Source organism: Methylovirgula sp. (genome assembly GCF_037200945.1).
Classification (GTDB): Bacteria; Pseudomonadota; Alphaproteobacteria; order Rhizobiales; family Beijerinckiaceae; genus Methylovirgula.
Map to the genome: position 1 here is coordinate 2,240,275 of NZ_JBBCGP010000001.1, position 19,286 is coordinate 2,259,560.

Annotated in this window: 24 protein-coding genes; 14 read left to right on the forward strand and 10 right to left on the reverse strand. The window is 56.0% G+C overall.

The features are described from left to right. The first annotated feature begins 128 nt into the window (after nt 1-128). From vsr to WDN02_RS10945, 3 genes are read left to right on the forward strand one after another with little or no spacing between them, the layout of a single operon-like run. Nucleotides 129-557, forward strand: coding sequence for a DNA mismatch endonuclease Vsr (gene vsr / locus WDN02_RS10935; RefSeq protein ID WP_337293515.1), 429 nt, complete (start codon nt 129-131; stop codon nt 555-557). Further along, nucleotides 557-2,926 (forward strand): sensor histidine kinase, encoded by a 2,370-nt coding sequence (locus tag WDN02_RS10940; protein ID WP_337293516.1) that lies wholly within the window; start codon nt 557-559, stop codon nt 2,924-2,926. Before vsr ends, WDN02_RS10940 begins: the two co-directional genes overlap by 1 nt. Continuing rightward, nucleotides 2,923-3,852, forward strand: a complete 930-nt coding sequence (locus WDN02_RS10945) for a hypothetical protein (protein WP_337293517.1) — start codon at nt 2,923-2,925, stop codon at nt 3,850-3,852. Before WDN02_RS10940 ends, WDN02_RS10945 begins: the two co-directional genes overlap by 4 nt. Here WDN02_RS10945 and WDN02_RS10950 read toward each other — a convergent pair. Continuing rightward, a complete protein-coding gene (locus WDN02_RS10950) occupies nt 3,796-5,103 on the reverse strand; it encodes a DNA cytosine methyltransferase (protein WP_337293518.1) in 1,308 nt (435 codons plus the stop codon). The genes WDN02_RS10945 and WDN02_RS10950 overlap by 57 nt on opposite strands. A gap of 626 nt (nt 5,104-5,729) precedes the next feature. Continuing rightward, nucleotides 5,730-6,023 (reverse strand): hypothetical protein, encoded by a 294-nt coding sequence (locus WDN02_RS10955; protein ID WP_337293519.1) that lies wholly within the window; start codon nt 6,021-6,023, stop codon nt 5,730-5,732. Nucleotides 6,024-6,438: 415 nt separating this feature from the next. Between WDN02_RS10955 and WDN02_RS10960 the strand changes: the two genes are divergently transcribed. Beyond that, on the forward strand, nt 6,439-7,341 hold the full coding sequence (locus tag WDN02_RS10960; RefSeq protein WP_337293520.1) for a zincin-like metallopeptidase domain-containing protein: 903 nt from the start codon (nt 6,439-6,441) through the stop codon (nt 7,339-7,341). Nucleotides 7,342-7,445: 104 nt separating this feature from the next. Here WDN02_RS10960 and WDN02_RS10965 read toward each other — a convergent pair whose 3' ends face one another. From WDN02_RS10965 to WDN02_RS10980, 4 genes are all read right to left on the reverse strand, one after another. After that, complete coding sequence (locus WDN02_RS10965; RefSeq protein WP_337293521.1) at nt 7,446-8,123, reverse strand: hypothetical protein; 678 nt, start codon at nt 8,121-8,123, stop codon at nt 7,446-7,448. Nucleotides 8,124-8,165: 42 nt separating this feature from the next. Continuing rightward, on the reverse strand, nt 8,166-8,735 hold the full coding sequence (locus WDN02_RS10970) for a hypothetical protein (protein ID WP_337293522.1): 570 nt from the start codon (nt 8,733-8,735) through the stop codon (nt 8,166-8,168). Between the two features lie 11 nt (nt 8,736-8,746). Further along, nucleotides 8,747-9,700 carry a hypothetical protein gene (locus tag WDN02_RS10975; protein ID WP_337293523.1) on the reverse strand — a complete coding sequence of 318 codons (954 nt, stop codon included), beginning with the start codon at nt 9,698-9,700 and terminating at the stop codon, nt 8,747-8,749. Between the two features lie 112 nt (nt 9,701-9,812). Next, nucleotides 9,813-10,136: a hypothetical protein gene (locus WDN02_RS10980; RefSeq protein ID WP_337293524.1), complete on the reverse strand. Its 324-nt coding sequence runs from the start codon at nt 10,134-10,136 to the stop codon at nt 9,813-9,815. Nucleotides 10,137-10,384: 248 nt separating this feature from the next. Here WDN02_RS10980 and WDN02_RS10985 point away from each other — a divergent pair, with 248 nt between their 5' ends. Further along, nucleotides 10,385-10,987 carry a recombinase family protein gene (locus WDN02_RS10985; RefSeq protein ID WP_337293525.1) on the forward strand — a complete coding sequence of 201 codons (603 nt, stop codon included), beginning with the start codon at nt 10,385-10,387 and terminating at the stop codon, nt 10,985-10,987. Here the strand turns inward: WDN02_RS10985 and WDN02_RS10990 are convergent. Together WDN02_RS10990 and WDN02_RS10995 are read right to left on the reverse strand one after the other, a co-directional pair. Beyond that, a complete protein-coding gene (locus WDN02_RS10990; RefSeq protein ID WP_337293526.1) occupies nt 10,970-11,896 on the reverse strand; it encodes a hypothetical protein in 927 nt (308 codons plus the stop codon). The two genes, WDN02_RS10985 and WDN02_RS10990, sit on opposite strands and share 18 nt — an antisense overlap. A gap of 50 nt (nt 11,897-11,946) precedes the next feature. Then, the gene (locus WDN02_RS10995; protein ID WP_337293527.1) at nt 11,947-12,324 is read right to left on the reverse strand and encodes a hypothetical protein; all 378 of its coding nucleotides are present in this window, start codon (nt 12,322-12,324) and stop codon (nt 11,947-11,949) included. 559 nt (nt 12,325-12,883) lie between these two features. Here WDN02_RS10995 and WDN02_RS11000 point away from each other — a divergent pair. The 3 genes from WDN02_RS11000 to WDN02_RS11010 all read left to right on the forward strand — a co-directional run bounded on the left by WDN02_RS11000 (nt 12,884) and on the right by WDN02_RS11010 (nt 14,548). Beyond that, complete coding sequence (locus tag WDN02_RS11000; RefSeq protein ID WP_337293528.1) at nt 12,884-13,609, forward strand: hypothetical protein; 726 nt, start codon at nt 12,884-12,886, stop codon at nt 13,607-13,609. A gap of 409 nt (nt 13,610-14,018) precedes the next feature. Then, the gene (locus WDN02_RS11005) at nt 14,019-14,240 is read left to right on the forward strand and encodes a hypothetical protein (RefSeq protein ID WP_337293529.1); all 222 of its coding nucleotides are present in this window, start codon (nt 14,019-14,021) and stop codon (nt 14,238-14,240) included. Beyond that, nucleotides 14,237-14,548, forward strand: a complete 312-nt coding sequence (locus WDN02_RS11010; RefSeq protein WP_337293530.1) for a hypothetical protein — start codon at nt 14,237-14,239, stop codon at nt 14,546-14,548. Before WDN02_RS11005 ends, WDN02_RS11010 begins: the two co-directional genes overlap by 4 nt. A 42-nt stretch (nt 14,549-14,590) precedes the next feature. On the opposite strand, the gene WDN02_RS11015 is transcribed toward WDN02_RS11010, so the two are convergent. Beyond that, nucleotides 14,591-14,770, reverse strand: a complete 180-nt coding sequence (locus tag WDN02_RS11015) for a hypothetical protein (RefSeq protein ID WP_337293531.1) — start codon at nt 14,768-14,770, stop codon at nt 14,591-14,593. Between the two features lie 139 nt (nt 14,771-14,909). Here WDN02_RS11015 and WDN02_RS11020 point away from each other — a divergent pair, with 139 nt between their 5' ends. Then, nucleotides 14,910-15,086 (forward strand): hypothetical protein, encoded by a 177-nt coding sequence (locus WDN02_RS11020; RefSeq protein ID WP_337293532.1) that lies wholly within the window; start codon nt 14,910-14,912, stop codon nt 15,084-15,086. A gap of 37 nt (nt 15,087-15,123) precedes the next feature. Here WDN02_RS11020 and WDN02_RS11025 read toward each other — a convergent pair whose 3' ends face one another. Then, nucleotides 15,124-15,477, reverse strand: coding sequence for a hypothetical protein (locus WDN02_RS11025; protein ID WP_337293533.1), 354 nt, complete (start codon nt 15,475-15,477; stop codon nt 15,124-15,126). A gap of 483 nt (nt 15,478-15,960) precedes the next feature. On the opposite strand from WDN02_RS11025, the gene WDN02_RS11030 reads away from it, so the two are divergent. The 5 genes from WDN02_RS11030 (at nt 15,961) to WDN02_RS11050 (ending at nt 19,281) form a co-directional block, all read left to right on the forward strand. Beyond that, the gene (locus tag WDN02_RS11030; RefSeq protein WP_337293534.1) at nt 15,961-16,368 is read left to right on the forward strand and encodes a hypothetical protein; all 408 of its coding nucleotides are present in this window, start codon (nt 15,961-15,963) and stop codon (nt 16,366-16,368) included. Nucleotides 16,369-16,411: 43 nt separating this feature from the next. Further along, nucleotides 16,412-17,431 carry a relaxase/mobilization nuclease domain-containing protein gene (locus WDN02_RS11035; RefSeq protein ID WP_337293535.1) on the forward strand — a complete coding sequence of 340 codons (1,020 nt, stop codon included), beginning with the start codon at nt 16,412-16,414 and terminating at the stop codon, nt 17,429-17,431. A gap of 59 nt (nt 17,432-17,490) precedes the next feature. After that, nucleotides 17,491-17,949, forward strand: a complete 459-nt coding sequence (locus tag WDN02_RS11040) for a hypothetical protein (protein ID WP_337293536.1) — start codon at nt 17,491-17,493, stop codon at nt 17,947-17,949. Between the two features lie 132 nt (nt 17,950-18,081). Next, the gene (locus tag WDN02_RS11045; protein ID WP_337293537.1) at nt 18,082-18,444 is read left to right on the forward strand and encodes a hypothetical protein; all 363 of its coding nucleotides are present in this window, start codon (nt 18,082-18,084) and stop codon (nt 18,442-18,444) included. Nucleotides 18,445-18,477: 33 nt separating this feature from the next. Then, a complete protein-coding gene (locus tag WDN02_RS11050; RefSeq protein WP_337293538.1) occupies nt 18,478-19,281 on the forward strand; it encodes a hypothetical protein in 804 nt (267 codons plus the stop codon). The last annotated feature ends 5 nt before the right edge of the window (nt 19,282-19,286 follow it).

Consider the following 19,286-nt stretch of genomic DNA (forward strand, 5'->3'; position numbering starts at 1 on the left):
GGCTGCATCCGAGCTAACCTATTGTTGCGCAGGCGTTTGTCGGACTTCATTTGGCAGGACGATGTGCTAATCTAAGCAATAGCCGCATTCGGTTGCGGTCTTTGGTTCTTTGTCTGGTTAGCGATTGAATGGATACTTTAACGAAAGCCGAGCGTAGCGAACGAATGTCTCGCATTCGCAGCAAGGATACGAAGCCCGAAATGGTTGTCCGCCGGGCCTTGCACGCATTGGGATATCGTTACCGTCTCCATCGACGGAATTTGCCGGGTGCACCCGATATCGTGTTTCCTTCACGTCGAAAGGTGATCTTCGTCCATGGTTGCTTTTGGCATGGCCATGAGGGCTGCAAGGTGGCGAATGTTCCCAAGAGCAGGCAACAATATTGGCTTGAGAAGTTTGCCAGGAATAAGGTTCGGGACCACGCCAACCTTGAAGCATTGCGGCAGGCGGGTTGGGACGCTTTGGTTATCTGGGAATGCGAGACAAAAGCGCCCGAAAGAATAGCAACCAAGGCTGAAAGCTTCCTCTCGCCCGCCGCGAAGGAGCGCTTTCAATAATGTCCAGTCGCGAAAAGCCACCAGCTACGGAAGAGCTGCATTTCGACGTCAGCACGGGACTCAAACGCGTCCTAGGGCGAGAACTGATAACTGACCATGAAGTTGCGATTTTCGAGATGGTCAAGAATTCTTTCGATGCGGGTGCTGATACCGTCCACATCCATTTTGAAAACGACAGCGTCATTGTTGCCGATAACGGCACGGGCATGTCCTATGATGACCTGAATAACAAATGGCTGTTTGTCGCTTATTCAGCAAAGCGAAATGAGGAAAGTAGCGACTTCCGGCAACAGGCAGCCGACAGGCATGTAGCGGGAAGCAAGGGGATTGGAAGGTTCTCCTCTGACCGGCTCGGTGAAGAGCTAACCTTGCAGACCATAGCCAAAGGTGCGCCGAGCATCGTCCATCGGCTTGATATTAATTGGCAGCGTTTTGAGAAGGATGACAAGGAGCATTTTGAAGACATCCCCGTTACCTACAAGGCCGCGCGCGACTTTGAGGTTCCAAAGACTCTCCAGAGGTTTGCGTCGAGCCTGAGGAGTGGCACCGTCATCGAGCTTCGCAAACTCCGAAACAAATGGAACCGCGCCGAACTGTTGGCTTTGAAATCCTCGCTTGCCAAACTGATCAATCCGTTTGGCGCCGAGACCGACAGCTTCAACATTTATATTAGCGCGCCTGCGGAACTCGCAGAGGACAAGCGGGTCGGAAAACAAGCAGCACAAGAGGAAGAAGAGCCTCTCGCTCGTGAAATCGTAAACGGGCGAGTTGGAAATTTCATTTTTGCTGATCTTCAGGAAAAAACGACATTTATCCAAGTTTCCATCGTCAATGGATACCTCGACACGACGCTCACCGACCGAGGCGAGGTGGTGTACAAAATTCGCGAGCCGAATCCTTATCGTCACCTGGGGAATTCCGGTTTCAAATGTGAAATTTACTATTTGAACCGTTCGTCAAAGCTAACTTTTGCGCGAAGAGTCGGCTTGCCGTCCGTAAATTTCGGTTCGGTGTTTTTATTCCGTAACGGCTTCCGCGTTTATCCAATCGGGGAAGTAACAGACGATTGGTTCGGCTTCGACCGAAGGAAGCAGCAGGGTTATAACAGGTTTCTTGGAACGCGTGACGTGATCGGTCGCGTCGATGTGTATGGTTCGGAAACCGAATTCCAGGAGGCGTCGAGCCGAAACCAAGGACTCATCGAGAATGCTGCCGTCAAGGAACTCAACAAAGCCGTTATGGAGCACGGCCTTAAGCGGTTGGAAAAATACGTTGTGCCGGTTTCCTGGGCCGACAAGGGCGAAGCCGATTCAAGCGATTTGTCACGGCTATTGAATGATCCCGGCCGGGCGCGTGTTGTCGCTGCGGTCGCAAACCTCGTTGACCGTGACGATGTTGAACTACAGGAGTATAGCACGCGCCTCATCGGGCTCTTGAATGAACGTTCAGAAGAGTTCGAATCCTCTATCGTCAATCTTCGATCAATCGCAGAGAAAACGGGCGACAAGTCTTTCATTGATAAAATCGAAAAGGCGGAGAAGCGCTTTGAAGCGCTCAGAAAATCGGAGGCTGAGGCCAGGAAGATAGCTGATCGCGAGCGCACAGTGGCGGCGCAGGCTACTGACCGAGCTGTTCGAGCCGAGGCCGAAATTGAGACTGAACGCCGTCGATCTTTGTTCCTGGAATCTGTCGTCAGCCTCGATGTTGCGACAATCTTAAACCTCCATCATCAGGTAACGATTTATGCGGTCGATATAGGCCAGCAGATCGAAAACTTGCTCGCGTCGACGCAGGGCCAAAAACAGGTGCCGCGAGAGGCTGTTCTCGTAGCGCTTGAGCAAATGGCGTTTCTCAACCGCAAAGTGCTTGCCGTTACGAAGTTCGCTGCGAAAGCGAACTTCAAGCTGGAATCTGAAAAGATAAACGCAAACCTGCCCGAGTTTATAACCGAGTACATAACGAACGTTGCCAAGGCCGCTGTAAGTTCGCGCATACGCATAGACGTGTCTAACGACCATGCAGGCATGCGCCTGCGTTTCAATCCGATGGACGTCTCAATCATCATTGATAACCTGGTGAGCAACGCGCGCAAGGCGAAGGCGTCGCGAATTTCGTTCCAGATTTCTAGCCTCGACAAAGACAGCGTGACTATCCGTGTCGCGGACAACGGCCAAGGGTTGGCAAGAGGCGTTGATCCGGCGCGTATTTTTGAGATGGGCTACACAACGACGCGTGGCTCCGGCCTCGGGCTTTACCACGTCCGGCAAGTCCTCGGACAGATGGGCGGCAGCATTGAATTGGATGAAAGCAACAAAGCGCAGGGCGTTTCCTTCATTATTAAAATTGTTGGCGAGAAGAGGTCAAAATGAGGCTCAATTTCAACGCCATTTGGGTTGATGACCAACTTGACCGGGTAAGAGCGCAGGCCCACCCGATCTCGGAGCACATGGAAAGGCAAGGTTTCGAATTCAATCCGACATATTGCGAGTCGATTGACGACGTACGCGTTCGCATTGCAGAAAGTGTATTCAACGACGAGATCGATCTGGTTTTAGTCGATTGGGACCTTGGAAATGACGTATGGGGACAAAATGTCATCGACGAAATTCGAGCTAAAATTCCTTATAAAGACGTAATTTTTTATTCAGCGCACACGTCGCCGGACGATCTACGAGGCCTTGCGGCTGCCGCCCATATTGATGGTATCTTCTACACAACACGAGGAGAACTCGTCGATGAAATCATCAACGTGTTCGACTCGTTGGTACAAAAGGTGCTCGATCTCGATCATACTCGGGGAATTGTGATGGGAGCGACGAGCGACATTGATCACATGATTGGCGAGTGCCTTCGCCTTGCACACGGGCGTCTCGATCTTGATGGCAAGAAGGAACTCGTCAAGACGGGAATCAAATTCATTGATGATCGGCTGAAAGATTTTACGAAGCGTGTCGAGAAGTTGAGGAATACAACTGAATTGGACGAACTACTCGAAGCTCATGTTATATTTAGCGCACACGACCGCCTTCACATGCTTTCTCGCATACTTAAGCTGGATACTTTTAGTGAACATGCCTCGGCTCGTGCCTCGGTTACGACCTACATGCAGGAAGTAGTTCCGGATAGAAACCTCCTGGGCCACGAAGTTGCGGAGCCGGGCGAGGGACCCAAAAAGGTCCTCAACGCCAAAGGCGAGGCGATCGGCGTCGACGAAGCTCGGGAATTGCGTCGGACTATTCTAGCCTTGCGCTCTGACTTCAGGGCGCTGTTCGCCGCCCTTGGAGGCGGTGATTGATTTTGCTTTTAGCTTCCGGCTTTTCTTCGCCGGGGCAGAGAGCACTTCCATAAGCATCTCGCCGATGGCCTTGGCCACGACGGGCGGCACGGCATTCGCGACCTGCGTGAACCGTGGCACTTCCTTTCGCCGGAGATGGCCACCGGTAGTGTACTTGCCTTGGAATTCAAACCAGTCCGGAAAGCTTTGAAGCCGCGCATTCTCGCGGACCGTGAGTGTGCGCGGCTCATTATAGTGTATCAAGTCATCGGGCATGCTCGTAATCGTGGGCGATGGCCGGTCGGGATCGAGCACGCGCAAGGCGCGCTTTTTCAACCCATATCGCTGCCTCGTCTCTTCGCTAATGGTAATATTTAAGCGCCCCTCGGCGTGGCTTAGCGCAATTATATCTTCGAAACGCTTCGCGACTTTGGTCGTATGGCGCGCTAAGCGCAGGTTGTTCATTTCTGGCGCGCCTTGATGCATTAGCTTTTGGTATTGCGTGCGCGGCCGCAGGTATCTCACTTCCTCGAAGCCCTTTGAATCTTTCGAGCCCTGGGTGCCCCCCCGCCGAATTTCCAAATCCGAAATCGCGGACCAAGACGACACAGGCACGGTGACTCCTAAAGACCTTAGGAATGAAGGCAGCCGTTCCCTGAGCAGCTCGAACGGATTGCGATCGTATGTGCCGGGTTTCAGTGCGATCAGGAAGTAGCGAACACGAGATTGGGGTACGCCAAACTGCGAAAGGTCCAATATTCCTTCGAAGACGTCGTAAGACGAAGATAATTTTTGGCGAAGCTGTTGCGAATAATTCTTCACCCCGCCTTCGACATCAAAGTCAGCAGTGAAACCACGTACGTTCTCTATGACGACGATACGCGGCTTCAGCAGGTCAACGAGCCTTAGGTAGTAGGAAAACAATTTATTCCTAGGATCGTCGTGCCGGCGGCGGCCTGCGGAAGAAAAGCCCTGGCATGGGGGGCCACCGACTAGCACATCGACTGAGCCCGCCATCGAGCCGAGTTCGTTCCGGTAGGCGTCTATGAGTTTGGTGATCGAAATCGGTTGCTTTGGTAGCCAACGCGGCCACGAGAACTTGTACGGTGCTGTGCCCTCGATCAAATTGGTTTTGAGGGTTTCAAAAGCAAATTTATCATGTTCGATGGCGAAGCGGGCTGTTAGGCCAGCTTGCATGAGACCAAGCGAGAGTCCCCCGCAACCAGCGAAGGCATCCGCGAAGACAATCTTTCTTTTAGTGCGTTTTGACATTGATGTTACACAGTATGGAGACATTGCATCGTGAGCGCCAGGCTAGACTTCAAGTGTTCCTATTTCGTTGACGACCGTTGCATGACAGACACGCCCGTTTGCTGGCAGAAAAGGCGGCTTTGAGAGTCGGTTAGCTCACTGCGTAGCGGAGTAAAACTGGGCATTGCCCTTGTAAATAGCTGACAAGATTTCGAACGGCGTGCAGGCGACAATGCTGCACATCGCCTTTTCTCCGCGCGACCGATCGAGACTGTGAGTCAACTCGGCCTCAAGCACCTGCTTGCGTTCGTGCAGCGCGCGAAGCAAACTCGCGCGTTGAAGGGCATCATTTGTCGTTGGCGGGAATACGATGACGATATCGGCATCACTTCCCTTCCAAATTGGGCGCCATCTTTATAGACCAGTGTCTCGATATGGATGGGCGAGGCGCCAATTTCCCGGTTATACGGCCGCCTCATTCTGTTACATCATCCGCTGGATTCGACAGGCATCACTGTCGCTTCGGAAATTGGGTATCGCGAGAAGCCAACAAGGCCAGCTTTCGGCCGAACATCTTTTTCGCGTTAGTCGGGTGTAATGGGGCAGGGCAGCTTTCGATGTTCTGTTTGGATCGAACGCCGAAATGTTCATGCTTCCGCCCGAACAAATGCAATTGTCTCATTGACCATGTCGACTTGTGACGTTTTCCAGCTCGCCATCTCCCATGCCAGGGCATGAGAGTGTCCGCCGCGTTGGCCCTGATTGGCCCACCAAGGGCGATGGATGCGGGCGCTGTCGGGCAGGCTAAAGCCCAGAATCCGTTCGATGTCGCCGAATGTCGCCCGCCATTCGAGGCCGGTAAGCCCCGCGAGATAGCTATGCAACGGCGCATATTTGCCACGTTGCGCAGCTTGCCGAAGCAGCTCTCGTCTCGCGATCATTATTACTCTCCTAAGTAAGTTAGTACCTACATACCTAACGCGTCGTGTCAGCATGGTCAAGGGTGGCGGGAAAATTTAGCGCGCCCGGCATTGCCGGACCGGGCTCTCGCATCCCGAGCCCCAGGATCCCGTGCCGGGATTCCGTGTCTCGGCCCTTCGGGCGTCGATCCCTCGCGCAAGTCTGACAGCCTGCGGCTGACTTCTTTCCGTTAAGCCATTTCGGGGCCTGCGGCCCCCCGGCCGTCAAGGCCAGGCAAGCGCCGGCGCGCGTCTCCCCGTTCTTCCTCCCTGCGGTCGTGCAGAACGGGTGATCCCCCTCGCGCGCCGTCGGCCTGTGACGGCCAACCCCCGCTCATTGCCGCGTGGCTAGTCGGTTTGCAGCAGCGCGCAAACCGCAAGCCAAAAGGGACAGGCAATGAAAAGCGATGTCTATCAGAAGATCACCAATCAGATTGTCAGCGAGCTTGAGAAGGGTGTCCGGCCATGGCTAAAGCCGTGGAGCGCGGAACATGCCGCCGGAAAGATCGTGCGGCCTTTGCGAGCCAACGGCATGCCCTATCGGGGGATCAATATCCTGATGCTGTGGTCGGCGGCGATGGCGAACGGTTTCGCAACACCGATCTGGATGACCTTCAAACAGGCGCTCGACCTAAGCGCCCATGTGCGCAAGGGCGAACATGGCAGCCTAGTCGTCTATGCGGATAAAATCGTGCGGACCGGACGGGACGCCGAAACGGGTGAAGAGTCTGAAGAGACTATCCCGTTCCTGAAGGCATATACCGTTTTCAACGTCGAGCAGATCGACGGTCTGCCCGCGCATTATTACGCGAAGGCTGTACCGCGCGGGACTTCCATTCAGCGTATCGCGCACGCGGACGGTTTCTTTGCCGCGACTGGCGCAATCGTGCGCCATGGCGGCAACCGGGCTTTCTATAGCCCGTCATCCGATCATGTTCAGATGCCGCCTTTCGAGGCGTTCCGCGACGCCGAAAGCTATTACGCCACGCTCGCGCATGAATGCACGCATTGGACGCGCCATGCCTCGCGCCTCGACCGCGATTTCGGGCGCAAGCGCTGGGGCGACGGAGGCTATGCAATGGAGGAGCTTGTCGCCGAACTCGCCTCGGCCTTCCTGTCCGCCGATCTCGATTTGACGCCGGAGGTTCGCGAGGACCACGCCGCCTATATCGGCTCATGGCTGAAGGTGCTGAAGAATGACAAGCGCGCCATCTTCACCGCCGCATCGCATGCGCAGCGCGCGGCGGATTTCCTGCATGGCTTGCAGCAGCAGGCGTCGGCTGAGGCGGATGCCGCATGAAGTTCACCGATGCAGGGAGTGACGCCGTCGGCTGCCCGAAGATTGTTATGATAGCAGGTGTATGAGCGCGGTTGCGCGCCGATAGGCCCGCCATCCAAACGTGCTCAGAAATTCGTCACGGTATTGATCGCATTGAACAGGTACTCGGCCTGAGATTCTTCGAGATATTTAGCCAGGTAAATGTCGCGGCCACGCACGTTGACCCATACGGCGAAATTGTATTTGGCGATAAATTGGGTATAGGCGGACCCCAGGCTCGCGGTCATCTGCGCCACGCTCCCCTGTCGATGGATCGTCACGGCCGATGATTGGTAGGCATGGCGCGGTGTGCCGAAATAAACATGTGATATATCCTTGAGGGCGATCTGGCCCGGGTATTTCCGGCTATTTTTCTGTTCAAGCAAGATCGCGGAGGACGTGACCGAGAATTTGGCGACGCGCGGCCGGGCAAGGCTCATAGGCAGGGCAAAGATAAGGATGAAAGGGCTGAGCAACGCGGCCAGCGCTCCTAAGACTGCCAGCGGCCACCCGATCAAGAGGACAACGCCAAGAGGCAGGCTGTCCTTCGCGTGATCAATACTAGCGCCTATCGCAAGGCAGGCGGCCGCCGCGATTGTCATATAAAGCCAGCCACGGAGCGGCACCCACTTTTTTTGGATGACGACGAATTCCTTGCCGTCCCGGAGGTCCCGAATATTTATCGCCTCCGGCCGGTTCCGGCCGGCCTGGATGTAATCGTCGCCACCGTCGTCACCTGTCGCGGCATCCTGTACACGGCTCATGATCGGCCCTTCCCAAGATCGAGATGAAATAATCCGCTAGTCTCAGTCGCCGGAATCGAACGGATCGAATTCGTGATCGGTCATCTCGTCGAAGGCGCGGTGACCCCAGTAATCGGAGCCGCTAGCCGCGCCGCCGCCGGATGTTTCGGCGTGCTTTGGCATCGCTGCCGCAATCGGCAGGACAGAAATGGCGAGCGCCATCTGCTGATCTTGCGGGTTGCGGGAATTTTTGACCTGGTTGAAAATCTGATTGAGACAATCGAGCGCGATGTCGTATTCCGGCTCGCGGTGTTTGACGAGAACGGCCCTGACGAGGCGCAGTGTCTCGTTGTAATTCTTCGTCACGCCGAGGCCCGCGAAATACATCCTGGCGAGCAAAAGCGTGGCGAGGTCGTTGCCCTTCGCCGCCGCCCTGCGCAAATAAGCCGCCGCTTGCCGTTGATCGCCCCGATGCGCGGCCATCATCGCCGCCCGAAAATCCGGGGTGTTGAGCAATGCCTGCATCGCTGGCGTGTTGGCGACAGAGGCTGGCACTTCGGCCTTTGCCGGCGGGCAGAAGCTGGCCGCCACCATGGCCGCCGCGATAAATGCGCCGCGCATACGCATCGTCATGAATGCCTCCCTCAGAGCTTCGGCTTGTTCGCCGCATCGGTATTGAGTTGTTTCGCGCGCGCCTCGTCGGCAGCCTTCCAGAAGGCCGCGCCATACGCCTTCAGCTCGGTGTGCGCTTGGCTGAGGTTCAGCAGGCTCGCGCGCATTTCGCCGACATAATCGCCCTGCTTCACAAAGCGCAGATTGACCTGCAAGACGACGCCGCAGCGTGCGAAATAATTGAGATTTCCGCTGCTGGTGAAATTGACGCCCTGCAGGAAGCCGTCATTGGTGAACTCTTCCTCGCCACGCTCGGTATAAACGCCAGCGCCATAAGCGTCGTCCCACAAGGTCTGTACGCCGCCATCGTGAAAGCAGCCGGGGAACAAATTTTTCGTGCGCTTCCATGCATCCGGCTGCATCCAGGTGTAATTCATTTCGTACGGGAAATTTCCCTCTGACCGGACCGGCTCCCCGTATTTGGCTTTCAATGCTGCGAGTAAGGTAGCCGTCACCGGTTGGTGTCCCGGGGGATAAGCGGTGTAGCGCGAGACACCGATGATGTCCGTCGTGCCATCGTTGGGGTCGAACAGGACTTTGATGCGGTCCGCGCCAAAGTCGCCCGGTTGGCCGATGACGGGGCCGCCGAGGCCGACGGCCGCGCGGGCGCGCTCGTCCGCTTGCAGTTGCGCGTTCTTTTGCTGGTTGGCGCTCTGGACCGCCTTGCTGGTCAGGTCCGCGATGAAAGCGATCGGAACGACCTTTTGGAAATCGCCGGAGCGTAGCGCGCCGTTGAAATCGCTGATCGGCGCGCCCGGATAATTCTGCGCGATCAGCTTCCGCGCCTCGTCGCGGCTCATTGAAAGACGTATGCCGAGGATGTCGCTATCCGGTCCGAATGGCACATCGCCGGCAAAGGCTGGCGCTGCGCCCGTAAGGACAAGACCGGCCTGGGCGGCGGCAAGAAATCTGCGTCCCAAAAGCATTGGCTGTTTCTCCGCGATGAAAAATCGGCGAGCACTATTTGTCGGTTATCATCACCCAAGTTCCGTCTTGCTGGACGAAGCGCGCCTAACCCGCACGGAACTCACCTATCGGCTACATCACCACCCAGTTTGATCCCTGCTGAATGAAACGCTTTTGCAAAACCTGGGTCGCAGGAAGGCCGTTCTTCATGGTGAGTTTTTGCGTAAAGGAGCACACGTAACCCGGCTCGCCGACAGCTTCCTTGCAATCAACGTCGGAGATATCGTTGTAAGTCGGCGCCATCGGTCCCAGCAGCTGGTTCATGCCGTTTTGCATGGCGCTCTTGATGTCGTCGCTGGACGGACCGCTGGAGCAGGCTGAAAGGATCAGGAAAGCGGGCAGGCAGGCGCATTTCACCGCGGCGAAGCACCGGGCAATCGGCAAAGGCGTACGCATGAAAGAAGCCCCCGGACGGAATCGGCCGGCAACGTAGCGAAAATCCTGACTTATGCATGGGGCCGGATAAGACCCGGTGAAGGCATTCCCTAAAACGATACTTTACCGAAAAAGCCCGCGGTTTCGCATGGACCGCTTAGGGCAGGGCGTCGATCATCAAATCGTGAGCTTGGCAAAAAGCGGCTTGCATAAATCAGGACTTATGCACGGCCCCGCAGGCGCTGCCCCTGCGGGGCGGAGATGCAACCATGTCGGTTTGTGGTTACGCGCGCGTCAGCGACAAAGGAAAGGAACTGGACATCCAGCTAGCGCAACTGCGCGCCGCCGGCTGCGAGCGCATATTCTGCGAGAAAGAGAGCGGCATGCATGACGATCGTCGCCAGCTAAGCCGCATGCTGAAGGCGCTGCGGCGAGGCGATAGCGTCATCGTTCCTGCACTTGACCGCCTCACACGCAGCGGTCCGTTCCAGATGCTTAGTGTTCTCCACGAAATAACTTCACGCGGAGCGACCTACAAATCGCTCGCAGAACCCTGGGCGGATACGACGCACGAATTTGGCGAAGTGCTCGCGGCGCTCGTTGGCTGGCTGGCGCGCAAGACGCGCGATGACATCGTTCGCCGCACAACGGCTGGACGCGAACGCGCCCGGGCAAAGGGCGTGAGGTTTGGACGGCCGCCCAAACTATCTGACATCGAGCGGCAACAGGCGCGTGCGCGGCTTAACGCCGGAGAAAGTCAGAGGGCGGTTGCGCATTCATACCGGGTTAGCTGCTCGACGATTTCTCGCTTGAACAGGCCATATCCATCTTCGATCGGAGGAAACCGCAATATCCTAAGGATCTGGAGTTAGAGCACGCGCCCCTATTACGGATAACAACGCGGCAGTCACGACCGCAGCGTTTTTCACAGCCCTGTCTTTCCACTTCACGGGACGGAGTTCAGTTTGCGATTTCCGACCGGCATAATCCGAAATTCCTCGGATCATGATCCCGTGACAGCGGTTGGATTCGGACCCATTGATCGATGATTTTGGGATCGATTGAATGGCGGTGAAAAATCCATGCGATTCCATGTCAACGATCGCAGCTTTTCGCAGATTATTGTGGGCATTCGTAGTAATAAATCTACGATACGCGATGCTATCGATGACCATACCGCAGGAGAAAATATCAACGTCATCGTGTATTTTTGCTGCTCGAAATTCCAGCTCTTCATCGCCCAGCGTCATTGTCGTACCGACTTCGCTTTCTAAAGCAATATTATCAATTTCCAGAGCAGCGATCAGATCGCTAGCCTCCACCGCATAGCTTATCGTCGACAGTTCCGATATCAGCGCAGTTTCTTCAAAGAAGAACTCTTTGAACGCAGAGTCTTGCTTTCTTTCATCGTAATCCGGTTGGCCTTTCTCGCTAATTTTATCGTACCGGCGTATGACTGCTTTTTTTGGTATTACAACATCACCCAGCTGGATTTGGCTTGGCTTGAGACTCGCGGCAGTGCCCACAAAAATGATTATTTCAGGATTTGACTCGGTTATCACTTGAGCGACGCGTACGGCGGCGCTCATATGACCCATGTCTATACAGGTCGTAACTTTGACCGTTAATGAACCTGCAACGATGAAACCATTTTCTCGGCCAGGAATAAGCTCGAAGCCAGACGTTTTTCGAAATGTCCCGATAACAGATCGCGCTTCTTCAGATTTCGCGCAAATGACACAAACATCAAATGCCTTCCGCGCGCGTAGATTAGTGGCCATTATTTTTAGCCGCCCCACCCTAGCTTGTTATGATTTCTGAATTTTTGGAATTATGGGGAAGGGGTGATGATTTTAGCGCCGAATTGAACCTGTGATATCCCAAGAGAACGATACATTTCCTTTGATTCCTCTGACCCCAGAGCAGAAAGAACGTCTTTCCTATTAAAAGGCTCTTCCAATTCTAAATGGAAAAACGCCTTTATACACGCAGGTATTTGTTTCACGATCACGGGGACAGAACCGGTTATTTCTTGAACATACTCTTGGAACGACGTAATCCGACCACCGCTATATTTCGTAAAAGGCTCATCGAACACAGCTATTAAATTTGCATTCTCACAGTCAAATTGCGACGGTTTCCCCGAAATCGCGCCGACTAGAGTAGCGCGAACTCGTCGTTCATTTTCCTGCGGATCGAATTGCTTCATTGCCACTTCACTGAAAGATCATCGACGGTGGTTGATGCAAAAACAAATCCAAAACCCAGCAAAACATCGCGCGGACAATCATATTTGATTCGCTAGGGAATTATCTCACTATCCTCAGCCGCATGCAAGCTATGAAAGTATAGGCATCATTGATTACTGTAGATTTAGGAAATGTCGCTGTGGGGAGCGACCTTAATGCGCTTATTGCTGAAAAATTCATAGCGCACTTGATCGACCGATCGAGGCGATCGGCGAGCACGGCGTATACTTAGAAAGAAACGAGCCGTCTCAGGGCGCTCGCTTCCGCACTGTGCCTGCGTACTCAGCGTATTCTGGAGACTCTGTCTCGCTTTTGACCTTCCGCTGATCCGCCTCAGCCTTCCGGCGGAGTGGGCACTGAGGCCGCCTCGGCGCCGATTTCAAAGATTTGGAAAGGGCGCGTCTCACGCGACCATATTTAAAACTTCTGCTTCGGTGCCATTTCAAATCGATCGAAAACAATAAGCTGAATGCAAATGCTAGAGCGTAGCCTTCTAACGCTTGCGGGGGAGGAAGAGCGATGGCGGGCATTCTTTATATCGCGGAAAGTGCGAAACTACACGAACGGCTACGCAAGACAGCAACGCTAGGCGTAGGAGACAAAGTCTTCAAGGTCGGCGTTGCGGGCAAGGATGCCATCACATGCCACGAAAGATTTAGACTGACAGGAAACGGTCAGCCAAAATTTTCCTGGCCCTTCGGGTCGGATGATTGGTGCCCGGTGCATTGTACCTTCCGTTACACCGAACTTCCCCGCGACGGGCTGCGGTCTTTATTCGAAGATTTTGAAATTGAAGTTCACAAAAAACTGCAATCCGTCGCTGAAAGCTACGGGTATCGCTTTCGCGAAGTCTATTTCTCAAATTTTCAAATCGTCGGTCCTCGGACGAGCGGTCGATCGGTTAAGGTCTCCGAGGCGTTGCCTGAACTCGCGATTGGCTCGTCCTATCGCGCTGAGAGCGAAGTGCATGTCGTCAGATGCGGAGATGAGGAGCACTTTTCAAACGGAATTCGCGGCCTGTGCGCTCGTTATTTGGCAGGCGAAAAGGATTTGACAGGCAGTTCGATACCACCAGACCAAATCCTGGCATGGATCACTATGTTTGCGAACACCTTCGTTCAGTATCTCGCTGATAATACCATCCCGTTCAAATGTGGAGGCGCGGGGATCACCGACGCTTGGAGAGGCGGAAACGGACGCTGCGGCTTCGCGGATGATTCACCTCGAGCGGAAGAAGCCACGTAATGCGATGCCGTCAAGAAACACAAAGGATGCTGCCCGTTAAATATTTTCCGGTCCGCCATATCGTGCCGCCGCCCTCGCAATGGTAGCCGGCATTCGTCGCAACGGATTTGCAAGCCAGCCGTAATATTTTCCGTTCCGCATCGACGTATCCGCGCTGTGTCGCTTCCGTGGTCGCCCTGATCCTTTGGCTTTCATCAGAGCAGCCCCAAAGGCGTCCTCTCTTTGCGCCCGGTTTCTGCCGGGGCGCGCGGACCTGTCAAAGCCGCTCGCTTCCGCGCTTCGCTTGTGCAGCTTCGCGCCCTCCGGGGAGCCTTCGGCTCGCTTTGACAGGCCCGCTGATACGCCCCGGCCTTGAAACGGGCATCGAGGCCGCCATTGGGGCGGGCTCACAAGCGAAAGGATCAGTATCATGACGACCGAAACCACCAACGACCGCCCGACGCATCGCATCTATGCCGTGACCAAGAACGGCAAGAAGCGATTCTGGCAACCCATCGGGGCACTTTGGGCCCACGCTGACGGCAAGGGCTTCAACGAGAAGCGCGATTACCAGCCGCTCAACGGTGCCGAGATCGTCATCCGCGAAATCCGCGACGAGCCGGAAACCGACGGTAACGGGGGCGCTCAGTGAGCGCCCCCTCACGCCGCCGGGCGAAGAAGCGGATCATTACCTTCACCCTCGTCATCGAGGCGCAGGAGATGATCGTCAGCTATCAGGCGGACTGGATGCCCGATGTCGGCCATTTCGAGTTCCGCAGCCCGCACGAACCGCTGAAGCGGATTCCCGTCAGCGAGACCGGCTATCGCAGCCTGTTCGCCCCAATGGAGGAAGTCGCGGCGTTCGACAGCCCGCAGGATTACGCTCGCGAGGCAGCGATGTCGCTGCTATCCGAGCGGGCGCGAAAGCCGCAGGATCGCGGTCAGCTTGCGTTGTTCTGAAAAGCAGACCCCTGCCGGTTCCGGCAGGGGCTTTGCCCGCGTTCAGGGCGAGAAATCGCGGCGCGCCAGGACATAGCGGATGTTCCGGAGGTTGATGATCGCCGCCGTGTGTTCCACCGGCTCTTCCGCGGAGTCGGGGAGAGCGGCGCGGATGCGCGTAGCGAGTTCGCACAGTTCCTTGCGGGTGAGACGAAACAGTTCTGTGATCGTCAGGATGCGCATTGTTTCCTCCATCGTTTCTCGACCGCGCCAGTCGCGGCCTTCTGAGGGAGGCCACAGCGACGGACGAGACGGCCGCATCGCTTGCGACCGCAACGAAGTGGAGGAGTGCGCCAGCACTTGCGGCCATGAGGCGAGGACGGTGCTCTCTGGCCGGAAGAATGACGCGATGGCGATGGCGATGGCGATGGCGATGGCGATGGCGATGGCGATGGCGATGGCGATGGCGATGGCGATGGCGATGGCGATGGCGAGGACGGGGGATGGAGGGATGCGCCGACGATCCGAGCGGATCGGCGTTATCGCGCTGACGGGCTAACGCCGTGGCATCTGACGCTGCCCACGCGGGGCGCGCCTTACGGCGCTTTGAGCTGGTCCGCCGAATGCAGGATGATTTCCGGACGGCCTTTATAGAGTGAGATAGTGCCGCTGATATTGACCTTCTTGCCGGTCAGGTTTTGGACATCGGGAAACTTGCTTTCATCTTCGGAGAAGATCACGCCGGTGAAGGCCTCATTGGGATATTCGCCGCCCAAATCGATGAAGGTCGTGTCTGATCGCTGGGCGACATGGACCTCGCTCACGATGCCTTCGATTGTGACGGCCTGACCGACATGTGCGTTGGCGTCGGTTGGCTGAATGGTCTGCGCAACTGCCGGGGTCGTGGCTAAAGTGAGGGCGAGGGCGGCACTGCATACCAGTTTATGCATCGTCGGCTCCGGGCTTCCTGATCGGCGCCTGACCCTAACAGACACCGATCGCAATCGTCAGGACGGCGCCGAACATTTTCCGAGAAATATTGTCCGTGTATTTCTCGCAGCGCAGCAAAATGCGCCGCGCGCGTCGGCTTTCGCGCGCGGCGTCGTGTAATTCTAACAGAGGTTCAGCGGTGGCGGGTTCCGGCATTGCGATCTCATTTCCACATCGACACTCGGAATTCGCCAACAGGATCGCGGCATGCGGCGGTATTCGCCGACAACGCACGCCACGAAGGTTTGATTAGCAAGCAGTAAAGACCGCTGTAATAAAGTTAAAGCTCTCGGATAAGAGGATGTGCAAGCCATGTGATGTTAAACGCTTCGTCCAAGGACGAGCGTCCGACATCACTCTTGGCAAGGGGGCGAAGCCCCCGTTGCATCCCCCTGTGGAAGGGTGGAGGACCCTCCACAGTAACCCGCGTTTCAGGAGGCGGGGTGGCAGCCGAAGCATCGGGCACACGGTCCAGGCGGTCGATGCCATGGCGCGGGCGCAAGCGCGTTAATGACGCGCGTACCCGCTTCATCGCGGTTCGCTGCACCGCCGAAGAACATGCGGCGATCGACGCGGCCGCGACGGCGGCGGGGCTTAGTATTGGCGCTTATCTGCGGGCCCAGGCTTTGGGCGACCCCGGTCCTCGTTCGGTCCGGCGACCCCCCGTGGAACGCAAGGAATTAGCCCGGTTAATCGGCCTTTTGGGCAAGCTAGGCTCGAATGTGAACCAGATCGCCCACGCCTTCAACAGCGCCCGGTTATTGCCGGGCTTTCCCGAGTTGGTCGCCATTCGCCGCGACATCGCCGAGATGCGCGCGGCCCTCATCAAGGCGCTGGGCCGTGGTGATTAAGGGCACGTCATGCGCGGGCGCGCGCCGGCTGGCGGCGCACTTGATGCGCACGGACACCAACGAGAGGGCCGAAGTCCGTGAATTGTTTGGCGTCGCTGCGGAAGATTTGAAAGGTGCGTTGGTTGAGATGGAGGCGGTCGCCGCCGGCACCCGCGCGACCAAGCCCTTCTATCATGCCTCAATCAATACCCGCGCCGACGAGCGGCTGACCGACGAGCAGCGCGCTCACGCGATCGAGCGGCTTGAAGAAGCGCTCGGCTTGAAAGGCCAATCGCGCATCGTCGTCGTTCATCTCAAGGAAGGTCGGGAGCATTGCCACATCGTCTGGTCGCGAATCGACCTGGAGCGCATGACGGCGATCAGCGATAGCCACAATTACCGCAAGCATGAGGAAGTGGCTCGCGCGCTTGAGAAGGAGTTTGGGCATGAGCGGGTACAAGGCGCGCATGCAGAACGCGAAGGCAAGACCCGCCCCGACCGGACGCCGAGCCATGATGAAATGCTGGCCACGGCGCATGGCGCGGTCAGCCCGAAAGACGCCAAGGTTTTGACGACCGAGCTTTGGCGGCAGACCGATAGCGGCCAATCTTTCAAGTCCGCGTTGGAAGAAAAGAACTGGCTGCTGGCGCGCGGCGACCGGCGCGACTTTGTCGTGATTGACCCACACGGCGGAACGCACAGCCTGGCGCGGCGCATAGATGGCGTCCGGGCCAAGGATGTCCGCGAGCGGATGTCGGATATAGATGCTGAACAGCTTCCCTCCGTTGGGGAAGCTCGCACGGCTCAAAGGAACCGGATTTTAGAGGCCTCCCAGGATGATGAAGAGCCTCGCCGGTCATCGCAGCGGACGGAATCTAGCGTGGGAAGTACGCTCGAATGGACCGACAAGGGTGGCATGGTCGCGCAGCAAGCGTCAGCCATGAAGGCCGCTCGCCACGCGAGAAAAAATGAGCTTACCTCGTGGCAAAACCACAATTCGCCGGCGGAGCCCCAAAAACATAAGAGACTTATCTTTTACGAGGACAGCAACGATCGCGACAAAGATCGCGATCGGGACCGGTAACAGGTTTCCTCATCCGGCAAACAGGAAGCCTCAACGAAAAGACCGCCGGACCATCGCCGATGATCTTCGTGACTGTGAGGTCGTCAAAAGAGTTTCGTGTTGCCGCGAAACAGATCGCGAGACGGGATAAGCCTGATCCATCCAGCAGGCGGCTTGTGTCAAAAGCTACGGCCTCGCGACAACACGACTCTAGCTCGCGAAATGAATCAGGATCGCTTCTTGTTCCTACGGTGGACGTACGTAGTAATTCCGCGCGTGCCGAGCCGAGCGACGACGATCTCTATTTCAATGTTTTGCTTGCTGCACTCAAAACATTCTATTTGGCGAAGATTGAGACGACATCGCGTGTAAAAAAATCCGCAGATAGACGCGCGGCGATCCAGATATTGCGTGACGAAATGAACGCGGCGATGCGCGCGCTTCTCCTTCGACGGGAAATAGAAAAAACGGCAAAACTCGAAAGAGGTATGGCCGAACGCGCTGCCATCCGGAAGCTTATCGAAAATAATCGAACATAATTTCATAAGCGACGATCGTATCCGGCGCTTGGTGAACCGGATCGAATTTTGTACAAAACTGGGCTTAGTTATGGTATAAACTTCAGCAGAAATAATAACTTATATCTTGAGCTCAGGGGGGCTTAATTTTGAATGGTGAGTGCGGATGAACGGATCAAGGCGCTCGAAGCGCGGATAGAAGAGCTCGAAAAGCAGGGCGATTTCCGCTGGGAGCAAACGAAGAAAAATCTTCTTGTCCTCGACCAGAACTGGGAAAGGGAGGCGAAGCTCGGAAAAAGAGCCAATGAGATCATGTGGGAAGAGATTCAGCGCCTTGATAAACTCACGCGCCAGATCACCAAGGATCTGGCAACTATTCAGCGCCAACATCTGCGCTACGACGAGGCTTACTATCATGCTTTTCCTGACAGGCTAGATCAGGACGTGAAAGTTGCCGAACAATTCGGCAAGGTAATTTTGAAACCTGACGGGGATGATGATTCAAAGAAGCTGTGATAGTCTTTGCTCCAAAGATTTTGGAGCAAAGCATTGGCAACCGAGAGTTTTGACGAGCAGCAGAAGCGGCTGAAGGCGGAACGTGAGTATAAGCAGAACGAAATCGAAAAAGCGGAACAGCGCCTTTTCGAACGGAGCGGCCAGGCCCTCAAAGATTGGGCTACGACTCACGATTACGACCTTCCTTCCGACCCAGACAAACAGCAAGCCGTTGCGCGGGAAATGGCGCACCTGCTTGCGGAGCGCGGTGTCAGGACGGGGAACCTCGATCTTGTCGATCAGAAGGACCATAGGGACGTTCCGGACGAGGCGATCAGGCGCGTAGAAGAGCGAGAGCAAAACCCGGAACCGCCCGGACAGGATAAGTCGCCAAAATCAGAACTTTCGGCAAGACAGCCGGAGGGAACGCCAGAACGGCAGCCGGAAAGTGATCCCGAACGGCAGCAGCCTCAGAGCTATGCCGATCTGAAGCTCGAAAACGCCCGGGGCCTCGGCCAGGGACAAGAACAGCAGGAAGCCGAGCCCTCGCATCCACAGCTCGAATGTACTGGCGCGGAAGAGCCAACCCGGGAGAAGCCCGAACTCTTCGATCAGCGCGAACCCGTCCGCACCTATGCTGATTTAAAGCAGGAGCACGCAGATATTATCGGGCGTAGCGAAGAGAGCCTGCCTATGGAGGAGCCGGGCCGGAAGAAGCTCGAATTTTTCGAGGACCGGGAAAACCAACAGGAGCATGGTTCCACGCGCGAGAATGACGGCGATGCGCGGGAGCAGGGCAAGAAACTCGAATTTTTCCAAGATCGTAACCCGTCCAACGATCACGGCATAGAGCATTAAATGCG